Annotated in this window: 10 protein-coding genes; 8 read left to right on the forward strand and 2 right to left on the reverse strand. The window is 66.8% G+C overall.

Annotated features, from left to right (window positions below; translation table 11 throughout):
* The first annotated feature begins 6 nt into the window (after positions 1-6).
* Together EO156_RS24230 and EO156_RS23370 are read left to right on the forward strand one after the other, a co-directional pair.
* The gene (locus EO156_RS24230; protein ID WP_206513892.1) at positions 7-471 is read left to right on the forward strand and encodes a hypothetical protein; all 465 of its coding nucleotides are present in this window, start codon (positions 7-9) and stop codon (positions 469-471) included.
* A gap of 298 nt (positions 472-769) precedes the next feature.
* Complete coding sequence (locus EO156_RS23370; protein WP_029829704.1) at positions 770-4,792, forward strand: SbcC/MukB-like Walker B domain-containing protein; 4,023 nt, start codon at positions 770-772, stop codon at positions 4,790-4,792.
* A 77-nt stretch (positions 4,793-4,869) separates the two neighbouring features.
* On the opposite strand, the gene EO156_RS23375 is transcribed toward EO156_RS23370, so the two are convergent.
* Complete coding sequence (locus EO156_RS23375; protein WP_005931282.1) at positions 4,870-5,649, reverse strand: TSUP family transporter; 780 nt, start codon at positions 5,647-5,649, stop codon at positions 4,870-4,872.
* A gap of 124 nt (positions 5,650-5,773) precedes the next feature.
* Here EO156_RS23375 and EO156_RS23380 point away from each other — a divergent pair, with 124 nt between their 5' ends.
* From EO156_RS23380 to bphP, 6 genes are all read left to right on the forward strand, one after another.
* Positions 5,774-6,160 (forward strand): YchJ family protein, encoded by a 387-nt coding sequence (locus EO156_RS23380; RefSeq protein WP_005931279.1) that lies wholly within the window; start codon positions 5,774-5,776, stop codon positions 6,158-6,160.
* Between the two features lie 189 nt (positions 6,161-6,349).
* The gene (locus EO156_RS23385) at positions 6,350-6,556 is read left to right on the forward strand and encodes a hypothetical protein (protein ID WP_003489363.1); all 207 of its coding nucleotides are present in this window, start codon (positions 6,350-6,352) and stop codon (positions 6,554-6,556) included.
* Positions 6,557-6,734: 178 nt separating this feature from the next.
* Complete coding sequence (locus tag EO156_RS23390; RefSeq protein ID WP_029829703.1) at positions 6,735-8,897, forward strand: lytic murein transglycosylase; 2,163 nt, start codon at positions 6,735-6,737, stop codon at positions 8,895-8,897.
* A gap of 471 nt (positions 8,898-9,368) precedes the next feature.
* A complete protein-coding gene (locus EO156_RS23395) occupies positions 9,369-10,634 on the forward strand; it encodes a tetracycline resistance MFS efflux pump (protein ID WP_003489370.1) in 1,266 nt (421 codons plus the stop codon).
* Positions 10,635-10,733: 99 nt separating this feature from the next.
* Positions 10,734-11,327: a biliverdin-producing heme oxygenase gene (locus EO156_RS23400; protein ID WP_016850325.1), complete on the forward strand. Its 594-nt coding sequence runs from the start codon at positions 10,734-10,736 to the stop codon at positions 11,325-11,327.
* Complete coding sequence (gene bphP / locus EO156_RS23405) at positions 11,324-13,228, forward strand: bacteriophytochrome BphP (RefSeq protein WP_029829701.1); 1,905 nt, start codon at positions 11,324-11,326, stop codon at positions 13,226-13,228. The genes EO156_RS23400 and bphP overlap by 4 nt, the downstream gene beginning before the upstream one ends.
* A gap of 80 nt (positions 13,229-13,308) precedes the next feature.
* Here bphP and EO156_RS23410 read toward each other — a convergent pair whose 3' ends face one another.
* Positions 13,309-14,490: a benzoate/H(+) symporter BenE family transporter gene (locus tag EO156_RS23410; RefSeq protein WP_016850590.1), complete on the reverse strand. Its 1,182-nt coding sequence runs from the start codon at positions 14,488-14,490 to the stop codon at positions 13,309-13,311.
* Between the last annotated feature and the right edge of the window lie 389 nt (positions 14,491-14,879).

The following is a 14,879-nucleotide window of genomic DNA, read 5'->3' on the forward strand; positions in this document are numbered from 1 at the left end:
TGCCTCTTGGATCTCCCTTCTCTCTCCGGGACATTGTCCTCCTTCATGGGGGAGAAGGTGCCCGCAGGGCGGATGAGGGGCTGGTTTCAGGCGGTACTTGAAGTGTTACGGGTTGTATTTGGTAGAGCAAAGCTTTTACGCCCTTGCGGGCGCGAGTCACTTTTCTTTGCTTGTGCAAAGAAAAGTAACCAAAAGAAAGCACACCCCGTCCTCGCGCCCTGCGCGCCTGCGGCGCTGCGGGTGCGCAAGTCCGGCAGAAATTTTTGTAAGGAACATCCATGTCCCTTACAAAAACGTCGCGCATCCATGCGCGCCGCCCTGCGGGTTGTCTCTGCCGGCCTTGCCGCTGCGGCATGGGGCCCCGACATGCAAACTGCAACAGCAACAGCAACAGCAACAGCAACAGCAACAGCAACAGCAACAGCAACAGCAACAGCAACAGCAACAGCAACAGCAACAGCAAAGCAGTAAGGCTGGGATGCGGTAACGGAGACGGGGTGATGGTGGTCGCGATCGGCCGATGTCGAAAAAATGGGTGGTGCAGGTGCTCCAAGGACCGCAATTTTCTGTCGCATGGGCGCGACCTTCGCACAACCCGGTCCAAGGCACCTGTTTGTGTAGGAGCGACCCTGGTCGCGAGGCCGTCCATGCACTCCATTCGCTACCCTGCTCAAGTTCTTCCCGTAACACCGCACCACAAGGAACTGCTTCACCGCTCGTGATGGTCTGTCCTTGGCGTCTCTTTCGTTTCGTTTTTGGTGAGTGAGCAATGAATTCCCAGTCCAATCTGTCGCCGGCGCAGCCGGGTGCCTCCTTGTTTGCCGAGACGCTCGCCGAGCAACGTTCGCAGCAGTTCCGCATGCGGCGCTTGCAGGTGCACAACTGGGGCACCTTCAATGGGCTGACCGAAGTGCCAATCGCGCAGAAGGGCTTCCTGTTCGTTGGGCGTTCGGGCTCGGGCAAGTCCACCTTGCTGGATGCGATGTCGGCACTGCTGACGCCGCCGAGCATCGTCGACTTCAACGCTGCCGCGCGCGAAGCCGAACGCAGTGGGCGCGATCGGAGTCTGGTGTCGTATGTACGCGGTGCGTGGGCCGATCAGCAGGACAGCGCGTCCGGCGAAATCGCCACGCAATACCTGCGCAAGGGCGCCACCTGGACCGCATTGGTGTTGGAGTACGCGAACGCGCATGGCCAGACGGTGAGCCTGATCCGGTTGTTCTGGATCGCCGGCAGCGGTAACGCGGCGGCCGATGTGCGGCGTCACTACATGGTCGCGCCACGCCGTTTCGACGTGGCGACCGAGCTGGATGGCTTCGATCTCGACCTGCGCAAGCTCAAGGCGCGATTGGGCGATGAAGTTGCGCATTTCGACGGCTTCGCCGGCTATGCCGAACGCTTCCGGCATGCGCTGGGCATCGGCAACGAGATGGCGCTGCGGCTGTTGCACAAGACCCAGTCGGCCAAAAACCTGGGCGATCTCAATGCATTCCTGCGCGGTTTCATGCTGGACGAGCCGCGGACCTTCGAAGCGGCCGACCGGCTGGTGGAAGATTTTGCCGAGCTCGATGGCGCGCACCATGCGGTGGTCACCGCCCGGCGCCAGGTGGAAACCCTGACCCCTGCGCGCGAGCACCACGCGGCGCTGATGGCGCTGCGCCACAGCGTCGGCGAGTTGCGCGAGTTGCAGCTGGGCGTGGACAGCTACCGCGAGCAGCAGCGGCTGGCCTTGCTGGAGGAGCGGCTGCAGGAGCTGGACAACCAGGACCGTGGACTGGCCGGCGAAGAAGGCCAGCGCCGCGAATCGCTGGATAACCACGAACAAAAACTGGTCGGCCTGGAGCGCGAGCAGCGCGCCGCCGGGGGCGAGCAGGTCGAAGAACTGGAACGCGAACGCGCACGCGTCGAGCGCGAGCGCGACGAACGCCTGCGCCGCCGTGCACAGATCGAACAGGCCTGCCGCCAGCTCGGTACCGCCCTGGCGGCCGGCGCCAGCGGCTTTGCCGCGCAGATTGCGCATGCGCAGACCGTGCTGGATAACGGCAAGCACGACGCCAGCGCGCTGGATGACGCCATCGCCGAGCGCATGGGTGCGCGGCGCGACGACGAGCGCCGCTTTGCCGAAATCCGCGCCGAACTGGAGGCCCTGAAACGCGCGCCATCGAGCATGCCGGCACCGATGCAGGCCTTGCGCGCGCGGCTGTGCGAAGACACCGGCATTGCCGAGGCCGCGCTGCCGTTCGTTGGCGAGCTGGTGCAGGTACGCGAGGACCAGACGGCCTGGCGCGGCGCGATCGAGCGTGTGTTGCACGGCTTTGCGCAATCGCTGCTGGTGGACGAGCGGCATTACGCGCAGGTCAGCGAATGGGTCAACCGCACCCATATCGGTACGCGCCTGGTGTACTTCCGTGTGCGCCGCAACGACGAGCTGCATTCGCGGCGGGTCGATCCCGGCGCGCTGCCCGGCAAGCTGCAATTGCGCGAGCACGCCTTTACCGAATGGCTGCGCAACGAGCTGACCCGCCGTTTCGACTACGCCTGCGTGGACAACGCCGCAGCGCTGCGCAACGCCGACCGCGCAATCACCCGCGAGGGCCAGGTCAAGCATCCTGGCGATCGCTATGAGAAGGACGACCGCCACGCGGTCAACGACCGCAAGCGTTGGCTGCTCGGTCACGACAACCGCGACAAGCTCAAGGTGTTCGAACGCGAAGCGCAGACGCTGGCTCAGCGCATCGCCAGCTGCGATGCCGATGTGGCAGCGCTGCGCAAGCAGCGTGAGCAGGACCAGGAACGCCAACTGGCCGCGCACACCCTGGTGGAGCGCGACTGGGACGAGATCGACGTCGGCCCCAAGCTGCAGCGCCTGAGCGATATCGACGAACAGTTGGTGCAGCTGCGCGAAGGCAACAGCGGCCTGCGTGCGCTCGGCCAGGCCATCGACACCGCACGCACCCTGCGCGAACAGGCCAAGCGCACCTACGAAGATGTGCGGCTGGAGCGCGCGCAACTGGCGCGCGAGCGCGTGCGGCTCGAACAGCAGCAGGCGGCCTGCGCGGGCCGCGCAGGTTCCGCCACGCTCACGCCCACCCAGTTGCAGGGCTTGCGGGAACGGCTTGCCGCATTGACGCCGCTGTCGCTGGACAATCTGGAAGCGCATTTCCGCGTGGTCGAACGTGGCCTGGCCGAGCAGCTGGCCGACAGCCAGGGCCGCGACAGCCGGCTCAGCGCGCAGTTGCTGGAGTGCTTCCGCAAGTATTGCCAGCAATGGCCCGAAGACAGCGGCGATTTCACCGTGAGCCTTGCCAGCGCCGACGATTTCCTAGCGCGTCTGGACCGGCTGGAAAGCGATGGCCTGCCGCGTCACGAGCATCGTTTCTTCGACCTGTTGCAGACCCAGAGCAAGAACAACCTGCTGGCCTTGCAGCGCCACACCGCCGAAGCCCACAAGGGCATCAAGCAGCGCATGGACGAGGTCAACGCCAGTCTGGAGCAGGTGCCGTTCAATCGCGACACCGTGCTGACCATCGAGGTCGGCGACCGCCGCCTGGCCGAGGTGCAGGAATTCCAGCAGCAGTTGCGCGCGGTGCTGTCGCATCAACAGACCGAAGACCGTGCCCTGGCCGAAGCGCAGTTTTCCACCTTGCGTGCGCTGGTGGCACGCCTGGGCGCGCAGGAACCGGAGGCACGCCGCTGGCGCGAACAGGTGCTGGATGTGCGCCTGCATGTGGAGTTCATCGGTGTGGAACTGGACGCACAGACGCGCGCGCAGGTGGAGATCTACCGCAGCGGCGCCGGCAAGTCCGGCGGTCAGCGCCAGAAACTGGCAACCACGTGCCTGGCGGCCGCGCTGCGTTACCAGCTCGGCGGCGAAGACGGCGAACTGCCGCGCTACTGCGCGGTAGTGCTGGACGAAGCCTTCGACAAGGCCGACAACGAATTCACCGCACTGGCGATGAATATCTTCGAGAACTTCGGCTTCCAGATGGTGGTGGCCACGCCGTTGAAGTCGGTGATGACCTTGGAGCCCTTCATCGGTGGTGCGTGCTTTGTCGAAATCAGCGGCCGTCATAACTCCGGCGTGTTGCTGATCGAATACGACGAGCAGGCACAGCGATTGAAGCTGCCGGAGCGCTCGCGCGGCGATGAGCCGGCAGTTGCCGATGCCACTGACGCTGCGCCGTCGATCGAGGCTGCGGCCGAGTCAGCAGGAGTGCAGGGCGCTGCAAGCGCAGATGGCATGGCAACCAACGGCGTCCCAATGCACACGGCATCGCCTGCGACGGAGGAGACCCCGCCCGCAGCGCAGGAAACGCAGACTGGTCAGCGCAAGCCGGCAGTCGCGACGACGAGCAAGCAGAACAAGACCGCCAAGACCGCATCTTCCACGCGTGCTGCGGCACAGCCTCAAGCAAAACGCCCGAAGAAATCGCCTTCGCGCACTCCTGCTCTGGCTAGCAAGCCGGCATCGGACAAACGCTCAGCGGGCGTGCCGGCGGTGTCGTCAGGAGTCGCATCCAGGTCTACCGTGGGCAAGACCACTCGGTCTTCAAAAACGCCGGGCAAGCCGATTGCGGCCACAAGCGCGTCCAACGCCACATCCAGGAAGGTCGCCGCCGCATCTGCGGCATTGAAAACTGCCGCAGCCAAGCCACGTGCAACAGCCGCATCGACTGGTCAGCCAGCGCGCGGCGCCGGCAAGACAACCTCGACGCGCGCGGTGGCTAAACCGTCACCGGCCACAACGCGCGGCGCCAAGGCAGGCGCCCCGCGGTCGCGCGGCAAGCGCTGAAGACAGTGCACGGGCGACGCCATCTGCAGGTGGCGTCGCCGTTTCGATTACGCTGCGTTGGCAGCGGGTTCCAGTGATTAGTGCAGCAGATCCCAGCCCATCTTGCCGATCAGTACGATCACCAGTACCAGGAACAATTTGCGGATCAATGGCGTGCCTCCGCGTAACGCCATCCGTGTGCCGGCCACCGCGCCGGCCACGTTCGCCGCCGCCATCGGCAGGCCGATCGCCAGCATCACCTGCCCGCTGGGCAAGAAGAACGACAACGCCGCAAGGTTGGTGGCCAGGTTGACCACCTTCGCCGCCGCTGAGGCGCGCAGGAAATCCAGTCCGAAAAAGCGAATGAACAGAAAGATCAGGAAGCTGCCCGTGCCGGGGCCGAAGAACCCGTCGTAGAAGCCGATGGCCGCTCCCATCGCCAACGCGGTGGCCAGTTCGCGCCGGCCGACCTGACGTGGCCGATGCAGTGCGCCGAAGTCTTTCTTGACCAGCGTATAGATCAGCATCGCGATCAGCAGCATCAGAATCAGCGGCCGCACCGCCTGCCTGGGCATCAGGCTGACGGCGGTCGCGCCCAGGAACGAGAACGTAAACGCCGCGGCGGTGGCATACAGCACCGGCCGCCACGGAAAGCGCACCGTGCGCGCGTATCGCCACGCCGACGCAGCGGTGCCGAACATTGCGCTGAACTTGTTGGTGCCGAGAATCAGCGACGGCGCCTGCTGCGGCAGCGTCGCAAACAGCCCCGGCAACTGGATCAATCCGCCACCGCCGACCGCCGCATCCACCAACCCGGCCACGAACGCAATGCACAGCAGCCACGGCAATTCGGTGGGAATCAATTCCAGCAAGACCACGCTCCGCGCAACGGGGGCGACAGCATAGCCGCCGCTCCCGCATCCCGCTTCGCAACGCAATCTCCAATCCCCAATCCCCAATCCCCAATCCCCAATCCCCAATCCCATCCCGCACAATCCCCGCATGCCGACCACACCCACCGACCCCTGTCCCTGCGGCCGCCCGGCCGATTACGCACGTTGTTGCGGCCCATATCACGCCGGTGCCGCCGCGCCCGACGCCGAGACGTTGATGCGCGCGCGCTACAGCGCCTACGTGCGCCGCGATGCTGCGTACCTGCTGGCCAGCTGGCATCCGTCCACGCGCCCGGCCGCGCTGTCGCTGGACGAAGGCGGGCGCACCACCTGGCTTGGCCTGACCGTGCAGCGCACCCTCGATACCGGCCCCGAAACAGCCGAGGTGGTCTTCCTGGCGCGCTATCGCATCGGTGGCGGCAGCGCAGTCCGCATGACCGAACACAGCCGTTTCGTGCGCGAGGCAGGTCACTGGTTCTACCTCGACGCACGTTGATCCTCCACGTCGACCGTTGCCCCCCACCCAACCAGACGTCGCCAGCCGCCGCGCGCCCCTCAATGCGCGGCCCACCAGGCCTGTTTCGCCCGACGAACGGTCTTCACTCCCCTATTTGTCGACGCCGCGTTCGCAGCCGATCGCCGAAGCTTGCCGCCCAGGCGAACTCCGCCGCGGGGGACTTGGATCATGGCAACCTTCAATCTCTGGCAATGGGTGCTTCTGGCGGCGGTCGTGTTCGCGATCGTGCTGCCGGCGTGCGTGGCCACCGCACTGATTCGCTTCGGCCCGCGCCACGATGCACCGCGCCATGCCCGCACCCGCCGAGTGACCGAAAACGCCCCGACCGCGCCGGCCCTGTCGATGCTGACCGGGATCGCCGGCGACGGCAGCTGAGCCAGTCGGACCGGCGGCACGATCGCTCGCATCGAGCCTCCGGCCTCACCCAGGAACGCATCACGCATCGCCATCCTGCACGCCTGCCACCACCCAGGTTGGCTATGCTCGGCGGCCCGACTTGTCGCGCAGGAGCGCTTCACCGCATGACGTCTGCCCACCCGCCGGCCATCGCGCCATGACGCTGTGCCGGGGCGCGTTGCCGTTCGTGTTGGGACTGCTGCCGCTGGCGGCCTGCGCCGATCCGGCCTTCGATCGCTGCCTGGCTGGCCTGCAGACGCAGGCCGCTGCCAAGGGCGTGGACGCTGCCAGCTTTCAGCGCTTCACCGCCGGGCTGGCGCCCGATTCAAGCGTCTTGCCGCTGCTGGATGCGCAGCCCGAATTCACCACGCCCATCTGGGACTACCTGGCCAGCCTGGTCGACAGCCAGCGCGTCACCGATGGCCAGGCCATGCTGGTCACCCACCGCGAACTGCTCAGCCGCCTGTCCGATCAAACCGGCGTGGACCCAGCCACCATCGTGGCGGTGTGGGGCGTGGAGAGCGATTACGGCCGCGTCACCGGTAAGCGCCCGCTGCTGGTATCGCTGGCCACGCTGTCGTGCGCGGGCCGTCGCCAGCCGTTCTTTCGTGGCGAATTCCTCTCCTTGCTCAGCTTGCTGCAGCAAGGCGATCTGTCGGCGGACGGCCTCACCGGCTCCTGGGCCGGCGCGTTCGGGCAGACCCAGTTCATGCCTTCGACCTACGCCCGCATCGCGGTGGATGGCGACGGCGACGGCCGCCGCGATCTGGTGACCAGCATTCCCGATGCACTGGCCTCCACCGCCAACTACCTGGTCAAGGCCGGCTGGGAACGCGCCCGTCCGTGGGGCATGGAAGTCACCCTGCCGCGCGGTTTCGACGCCAGCAAGGCCGGGCGCACCCGCCGCCAACCGCTGCAGGCCTGGCAAAGCGCCGGCCTGCTCGGCACCGACGGCAAACCGCTGGCACCAACCGGGCTGCCGGCAGAAACGCCGGCCGCCTTGCTGCTGCCGGCCGGCGCCACCGGCCCGGCGTTCCTGGTGTTCCGCAACTACGACGCGATCTACGCCTACAACGCCGCCGAAAGTTACGCGCTGTCCATCGCCCTGCTCGCCGATCGCCTGCGTGGCGGCGCGGGCCTGATCGCGGCCTGGCCTACCGACGATCCCGGCCTGGGCCGGCCCGAACGACGCGAACTGCAGCAGTTGCTGCTCGCCCGCGGCTACCAGATCGGCGAGGCCGACGGCATGGTCGGCAGCGCCACCCGCCGCGCCATCCAGGTCGAGCAGACCCGCCTGGGCCTGCAACCGGCCGACGGCCGTCCGGGCCAACGCATCCTCGCCGCGTTGCGCGCCGCCCCGCCGGTCGCCGGCGCCGCCGCCATGCGCGCCACCGCGTTCAAGCTGCCGGCCGCATACCCGGCCTTCGCCCAATCCCCCAGCGTCCAAAAGGCATCCCCCATGTCCGACACCACCGGCCTGACCACAGGCGATTTCCATGGGTTTCCGTCGTTGCTGATCGACACCCCGTTCTCCACCGCCGCCATCAGCCTGTTCGGTGGCCAGCTGCTCTCGTTCGTGCCCAAGGGCGGACAGGACGTGATGTGGCTTTCGCCCAGCGCCCAGCAACCGCCTACCCCGATCCGCGGCGGTGCGCCGGTGTGCTGGCCGTATTTCGGCCGCCAGGACCAGGCCGGCGACGTTCCCGCCCACGGGTTCGTGCGCACGGTGGCCTGGCAACTCACCGAAAGCCACCGCGAAGACGACGGCACCGTGGTGCTCACGCTCACCCCGCCGCGCTTCGACGACCTGGCGCTGCGCCTGCGCATGACCCTGCGCATCGGCCGCACGCTGGAGCAACGCCTGATCACCGAAAACACCAGCGTCGCCCCGGTGCGTTTCACCCAGGCGTTGCACAACTACTTCCGTGTCGGCGACGCGCTCAAGGTCAGCGTGCAGGGCTTGGATGGCCTGGACTATCTGGATAAATACGAGAACTACGCCACCGCCCACCGCCAGCAAGGCGACTGGAGCCTGCGCGACCCACGCGACCCCGGTCGTAGCGACCGCATCTACACCAACGCCGGCGGCCGCTACACGCTCACCGACCCGGTGCTCGGTCGCCGCATCGTCATCGCCACCGAAGGCAGCCGCTCGCTGGTGGCCTGGAACCCGGGCGAAGACGCCGGCAAGAAGATGGCCGACGTGGGCGAGGGCTGGCGCGACTACGTCTGCCTGGAAGCGGCCAATGCCGGCCCGGACGTCATCGAGCTCGCCCCCGGCGCCAGCCACACCCTGACCCAGACCATCAGCGTCGAGTAGCCGCCCAGGCCCGCGCTGCTTTCTACGCCAATAAAAGCAGCAGAGGCTTCCTTCTCCCACCGGGACATTGTCCCCCTTCATGGGGAGGGAAGGGGCCCGTAGGGCGGATGAGGGTGCGTGCGAAGCCTCGTGCACTCGGAATCATTGCGGTGGCTTTTCCCCGTACCCTCACCCCAACCCCCGCTCCGCGCCCCGGCCGCGCCTACGGTGCGGGCGTTCCAGGGCACGCGCGCCAGTGGCGCGCCAGCCGAGCCTTCTCGCTCCGGGGAGAGAGGGGCTCGAACGACGCATCCTTCTCCCACCGGGACATTGTCGTCCTTCATGGAGGAGAAGGTGGCCCGGAGGGGGGGAGGGTCTGGGTGCAGCCTGATGCAGCCCGAACGACAGCAGGTTTCCCAGCAACCACGCGCCACCAGCATCAACCACCCAATCCCTCGCTACACTCGCCGCTTCGCCCAACTGCGCCGCGCGATGTCCCTCTCTCCCGATTCCGCTCCCGTCCCGGGGCGCCGCCGCGCCGCGCTGATCTTCATCTTCATCACCGTCCTGATCGACGTGCTGTCCTTCGGGGTCATCATTCCGGTACTCCCGGATCTGGTGCGCCACTTCACCGGCGGCGACTACGTCGTGGCCGCCGGCTGGATCGGCTGGTTCGGCTTCCTGTTCGCTGCCATCCAGTTCGTCTGCTCGCCGTTGCAGGGCGCGCTCTCCGACCGCTTCGGTCGCCGCCCGGTGATCCTGCTCTCGTGCCTTGGCCTGGGCCTGGACTTCATCCTGATGGCCATTGCCCACAGCCTGCCGATGCTGCTGCTGGCGCGGGTCATCTCCGGCGTGTGCTCGGCCAGCTTCTCCACCGCCAATGCCTACATCGCCGATGTCACCCCACCGGACAAACGCGCCGGCGCATTCGGCATGCTTGGTGCCGCCTTCGGCATCGGCTTTGTCGCCGGCCCGTTGATCGGCGGTTGGCTGGGCAGCATCGGGTTGCGCTGGCCGTTCTGGTTTGCCGCCGGGCTTGCCCTGTTGAACGTGCTGTATGGCTGGTTCGTGCTGCCCGAATCGCTGCCTGCCCAACGCCGCACCGCGCGGCTGGACTGGTCGCACGCCAATCCGCTGGGCGCGCTCAAACTGCTGCGCCGCTACCCGCAGGTGTTCGGCTTGGCGTCGGTGGTGTTCCTGGCCAACCTGGCGCATTACGTCTATCCCAGCATTTTCGTGCTGTTCGCCGGTTACCAATACCACTGGGGCCCGCGCGAAGTGAGCTGGGTACTGGCCGGGGTCGGTGTCTGCAGCATCATCGTCAATGCGCTGCTGGTCGGCCGCCTGGTGCGCCGGCTCGGCGAACGCCGCGCGTTGCTGCTGGGGCTGGGCTGCGGGGTGATCGGCTTCATCATCTATGGGCTGGCCGACAGCGGCACTGCCTTCCTGATCGGTGTGCCGATCAGTGCGTTGTGGGCCATTGCCGCACCGTCCGCGCAGGCCCTGATCACCCGTGAGGTCGGCGCCGACGCGCAAGGTCGCGTGCAGGGCGCGCTCACCGGTCTGGTCAGCCTGGCCGGCATCGTCGGTCCACTGTTGTTCGCCAATGTCTTCGCCTGGTTCATCGGCAGCGGTGCGCCGCTGCATCTGCCGGGCGCGCCGTGGTTGCTGGCCGCTGTCCTGCTGGCCGCAGGCTGGGGCATGGCCTGGAAACGGGCCGCGCGCGGCGCCGGCACCACACCCGCGGCGCAGACGTGAAGCCAACCTATTCAGCTTGCGCTCGCGTCTGCTTTTTCTGATTTGCGCAGGCACTGCTAGTCTGGTGTCCTTCGTGCCGCGGCACCGCCTTGAGCCCCTATGGTTTCCGACGTCCTGGCAGTTCCGCCCTCGGCTGCGCTCGCGCTGCGCCATGCCACCCAGGATGCCCATCGCCTGGTCGAAGCGGTGCCGCTGATGCAGGCGTTAGCGCAGGGGCAGGTCGATTCGGCTGCCTATGGGCAGATCCTGCGTCGCCACCACGCCTTGCTGGCCGGCTTCGAAGCGCAGCTCGGCAACTGGCTGACCACCCTGGTCGGCAACGGCTGGCATTACCGCCGTCGCGTGCCGGCACTGCGCGATGACCTGCGCGCGCTCGGCCAGCAACCGGATCTGCCGGCCGCATTGCCCGCCACTGCCGACGATGCCGCGCGCTGGGGCATGTTGTACGTCATCGAAGGCTCGCAGCTTGGTGGACGGGTGATCGCACGCAGCGTGCGCAAGCAGCAGCCCGCTCTGGCCGGCGCCCTGCGCTATTTCGAGATGGCCGACGACGACCCGGCCGGCTGGCGCCGCTTCCAGGCAGCGCTGGATCGGCGCCTGGCCACCCCATCCGCACGCGACGCTGCCATCGGCGGCGCGCAGGCCATGTTCGCCCACTTCCATTCCTGCCTCGCAGCGGAGCCGCAGCCGTGAATCAGCCCATCGAACCTCTGGATATGGATGTCTGCGCGCAGGAACCGATCCATATTCCCGGACTGATCCAGCCCTACGGCGTGTTGCTGGTGATCGAACCGGCCGATGGCCGCATCGTGCAGGCCAGCAGCACCGCCGCCGATCTGCTCGGCGTGCCGATGGATGCCCTGCTGGGCATGCCGTACACCCAGGTGCTGGAACTGCCCGACGCGCAACCGTTCGCAGTGGACGATCAACCGCAGCACCTGCTGCACGCCGATGTGCGCTTCCCGCAGCGCAGCGCGCCGACCGACCACCCCTGGGTGGCCGCCTGGCATCTGTATCCGGAGCAATGGCTGGTCGAGATCGAGCCGCGCGACGCGCGCCTGATGGATGTCACCCTACGCGAAGCGCTGCCGCTGTTGCGCAGCATCGAGCGCGATGCCGGCATCGACGAAGCGGCGGTGCGCGCGGCCAAGGGGCTGCGCAGCATGATCGGCTTCGACCGCGTGATGGTGTATCGCTTCGACGAAGAGTGGAATGGCGACGTCATCGCCGAAGCGCGCCAGCCCGAACTGGAGGCCTATCTGGGCCTGCATTACCCGGCCAGCGACATCCCGGCGCAGGCACGCGCGCTATACCTGCGCAACCGCGTGCGCCAGATCGCCGATGTGCGGTACCAGCCGTCGCCGATCCAGCCCACCTTGCATCCGCGCCTGGGCACGCCGGTGGATCTGAGCGATGTCAGCCTGCGCAGCGTCTCGCCGGTGCATCTGGAATACCTGGCCAACATGGGCGTCAGCGCCACCCTGGTGTCCTCGATCGTGGTCAACGATGCGCTGTGGGGGCTGATTTCCTGTCACCACTACAGCCCGCACTTCACCAGCCATGCCATGCGCGATGCCACCGATGCGGTGACCCGCGCGCTGGCCGGGCGCATCGGCGCGCTGCAGGCGGTGGGGCGGGCGCGGCTGGAGTCGGTGCTGCTGACCATCCGCGAAAAATTGATCACCGACTTCAACGACGCCGAGCACCTGACCGTGGACATGCTCGCCGACATGGCCCCGGACCTGATGGACGTGGTCGACGCCGATGGCGTGGCGATCTTCCATGGCAATGAAATCAGCCGTCATGGCAGCGTGCCGGATGCAGAGGCGTTGCGCCGCATCCGCGAACATCTCGAATCCGAACACCACGACGCCCTGCGCGAGGATGCGGTCGGCGCCCTGCATGTGGACGCCATCGGCGAGGTGTTCCCGGAGTTGGCCGACCTCGCCCCACTGGCCGCCGGTTTCATCTTCGTGCCGCTGATGCCGCAATCGCGTAGCGCGCTGTTGTGGACCCGCCGCGAGCAGGTGCAGCAGGTCAAATGGGCCGGCAACCCGCAGCTGGCCAAGTTGCAGGACATCCCCAATTCGCGGCTGTCGCCGCGCAAGAGTTTCGATCTGTGGCAGCAGACCGTGCGCGGCCGCGCACGGCGTTGGTCGCCGCTGCATCTGGAATCGGCGCGCAGCCTGCGCGTGCTGATCGAACTGATGGAACGCAAGCGCTTCCAGCAGGACTTCACCCTGCTCGAAGCCTCGCTGTCGCGGCTGCGCGACGGGGTGGCCATTATCGAACGCGGTGCCAAGGGCGCCGCGCACCGGCTGATGTTCGTCAACCCGGCGTTCGCCGAACTCAGCCAGACCGAAGTGGCCGACTTGATCGGTTGCGACATCCTTGCCCTGCTGGACGACGATGCCGCCCGTGGCAAGGTCGAACTGCTCGAAGAGGCGCTGCGCCTGGGCCGCGCCGCCTATGTCACCTTGCCGCTGCGCACCCGTGATGGCGCACCGGTGTATCGCCAGTTCCATCTCGAACCCTTGCCCAGCCCCAGCAGCATCACCGCGCACTGGCTGCTGCAGTTGCGCGACCCGGAGTAAGGGCTAAGGGCGCTGCGATCAACCCGCATGGCCAGCGCATGCGCCTGCCGCACCTCTCGCTCCATCAGCGGGCACGCGTGCTAAGGCGCTGCTTTCGTCCGCAATGCCAGCAATGTGATCGTTCCGGCCACCAAGCCCCAGAATGCCGCGCCGATCCCGCCCAGCGTCAGCCCGGAGGCGGTGACCAGAAAGGTGATCAACGCCGCTTCGCGCTCGCTGTCCTCGCGCAATGCCGCCGCCAGGCTATTTCCGATAGTGCCTAATAGCGCGATCCCGGCGATCGCCATCACCAGTTCACGTGGGAAGGCCGCAAACACCGCTGCCACGGTCGCACCGAACAACCCCACCACCACGTAGAACACGCCCGCGCTGACCGCAGCGGTGTAGCGCCGAGCCGGATCTTCGTGCGCTTCGCGGCCCATGCAGATCGCCGCAGTAATCGCCGCCAGATTCAATGCAAAGCCGCCGAACGGCGCCAGCACTGCATTGACCGCACCGATCCAGCCGACCGTCGGTGAGATCGGCACCGCATAGCCGGACGCCCGGATCACCGCCACGCCCGGCACGTTCTGCGAGGCCATGGTCACCACAAACAACGGAATCGCCAGGCCGAACAGCGCCGCCCACGATAGCGACGGCACCACCAGCACCGGGTGGGCCAGTTGCAGGTGTACGGCCCCCAGCCGCAGCAGTCCGCTGCTGGCGGCGATCGCAATACCCACCAACAAGGTCGCAATCACCGCATAGCGCGCAAACCAGCGCCGCCCGCCCAGATAGGTCGCCAACATCGCCAGCGCCAGCAACACCTGGCTCTGCATGGCCACAAAGATGTCCAGGCCGAAGCGCAACAGCACGCCGGCCAGCATCCCGGAGGCAAGGGAGATCGGAACCTGCCGGATCGCCCGTTCGAAGAATCCCGAAAACCCGGCCACCATCCCCAATACCGCGGCCACCACAAACGCACCGACCGCCTCGCGTAATGGCACCCCGGCCGCACTGCCGATCAGCATCGCCGCACCCGGCGTGGACCAGGCCGTGACCACCGGCGCGCGGTAGCGCAGCGACAAGCCGATACACGTCACGCCCATGCCGATGCCCAGCGCCCACATCCACGACGCAAGCTGTGCCTGGTCGGCGCCCAGATGGCGCGCTGCCTCGAACACGATCACCGCAGAGCTGGCGAATCCCACCAGCACGGTGACAAAACCGGCGGCCATCGCAGGCAGGGATAGATCGCGAAGCAGATTGCGGCAAGCGGGCATGAGGGCGCTCTCTGTCTAGACACATGCATTTTCATCGAGCCAACCAGCGATCGATACCGCTGCGTCACGTTTCTGGATGTCGATCGGTGAACTTGCAGCCTGCATGCGTGCGGGAACTGGCCAGAGTGCCCAGCGCGTGCCGTACCCGCGTGGATAGGGGGCGATGTCATGCCAATGTCAAAAAGTGCTTGCACTTCTGCGTGGTCTCGATAAACTGCGCGGCCTCGCTCAGGACGGCGGCGCTTCTCGAAGCATCGCAACAACGAACGAGGCAAATCGAAAACATCACAAGGTGTTGACGAAACGAAAAAGCCGGCTATGATGGGCGGCTCGCTACACGGAAAGACGCTACGGCGGATGGAGGTGCAGCGGCGGCAACGTCCTCTTCA

This window comes from Xanthomonas sp. DAR33341 (assembly GCF_003992815.1).
Taxonomy (GTDB): domain Bacteria; phylum Pseudomonadota; class Gammaproteobacteria; order Xanthomonadales; family Xanthomonadaceae; genus Xanthomonas; species Xanthomonas cissicola.

Bases quoted from the DNA above. Each gene is read 5' to 3' on its own strand.
- EO156_RS23370 (WP_029829704.1), top strand. From the start codon at position 770: ATGAATTCCCAGTCCAATCTGTCGCCGGCGCAGCCGGGTGCCTCCTTG.
- EO156_RS23380 (WP_005931279.1), top strand. From the start codon at position 5,774: ATGCCGACCACACCCACCGACCCCTGTCCCTGCGGCCGCCCGGCCGAT.
- EO156_RS23385 (WP_003489363.1), top strand. From the start codon at position 6,350: ATGGCAACCTTCAATCTCTGGCAATGGGTGCTTCTGGCGGCGGTCGTG.
- EO156_RS23390 (WP_029829703.1), top strand. From the start codon at position 6,735: ATGACGCTGTGCCGGGGCGCGTTGCCGTTCGTGTTGGGACTGCTGCCG.
- EO156_RS23395 (WP_003489370.1), top strand. From the start codon at position 9,369: ATGTCCCTCTCTCCCGATTCCGCTCCCGTCCCGGGGCGCCGCCGCGCC.
- EO156_RS23400 (WP_016850325.1), top strand. From the start codon at position 10,734: ATGGTTTCCGACGTCCTGGCAGTTCCGCCCTCGGCTGCGCTCGCGCTG.
- EO156_RS23410 (WP_016850590.1), bottom strand. From the start codon at position 14,490: ATGCCCGCTTGCCGCAATCTGCTTCGCGATCTATCCCTGCCTGCGATG.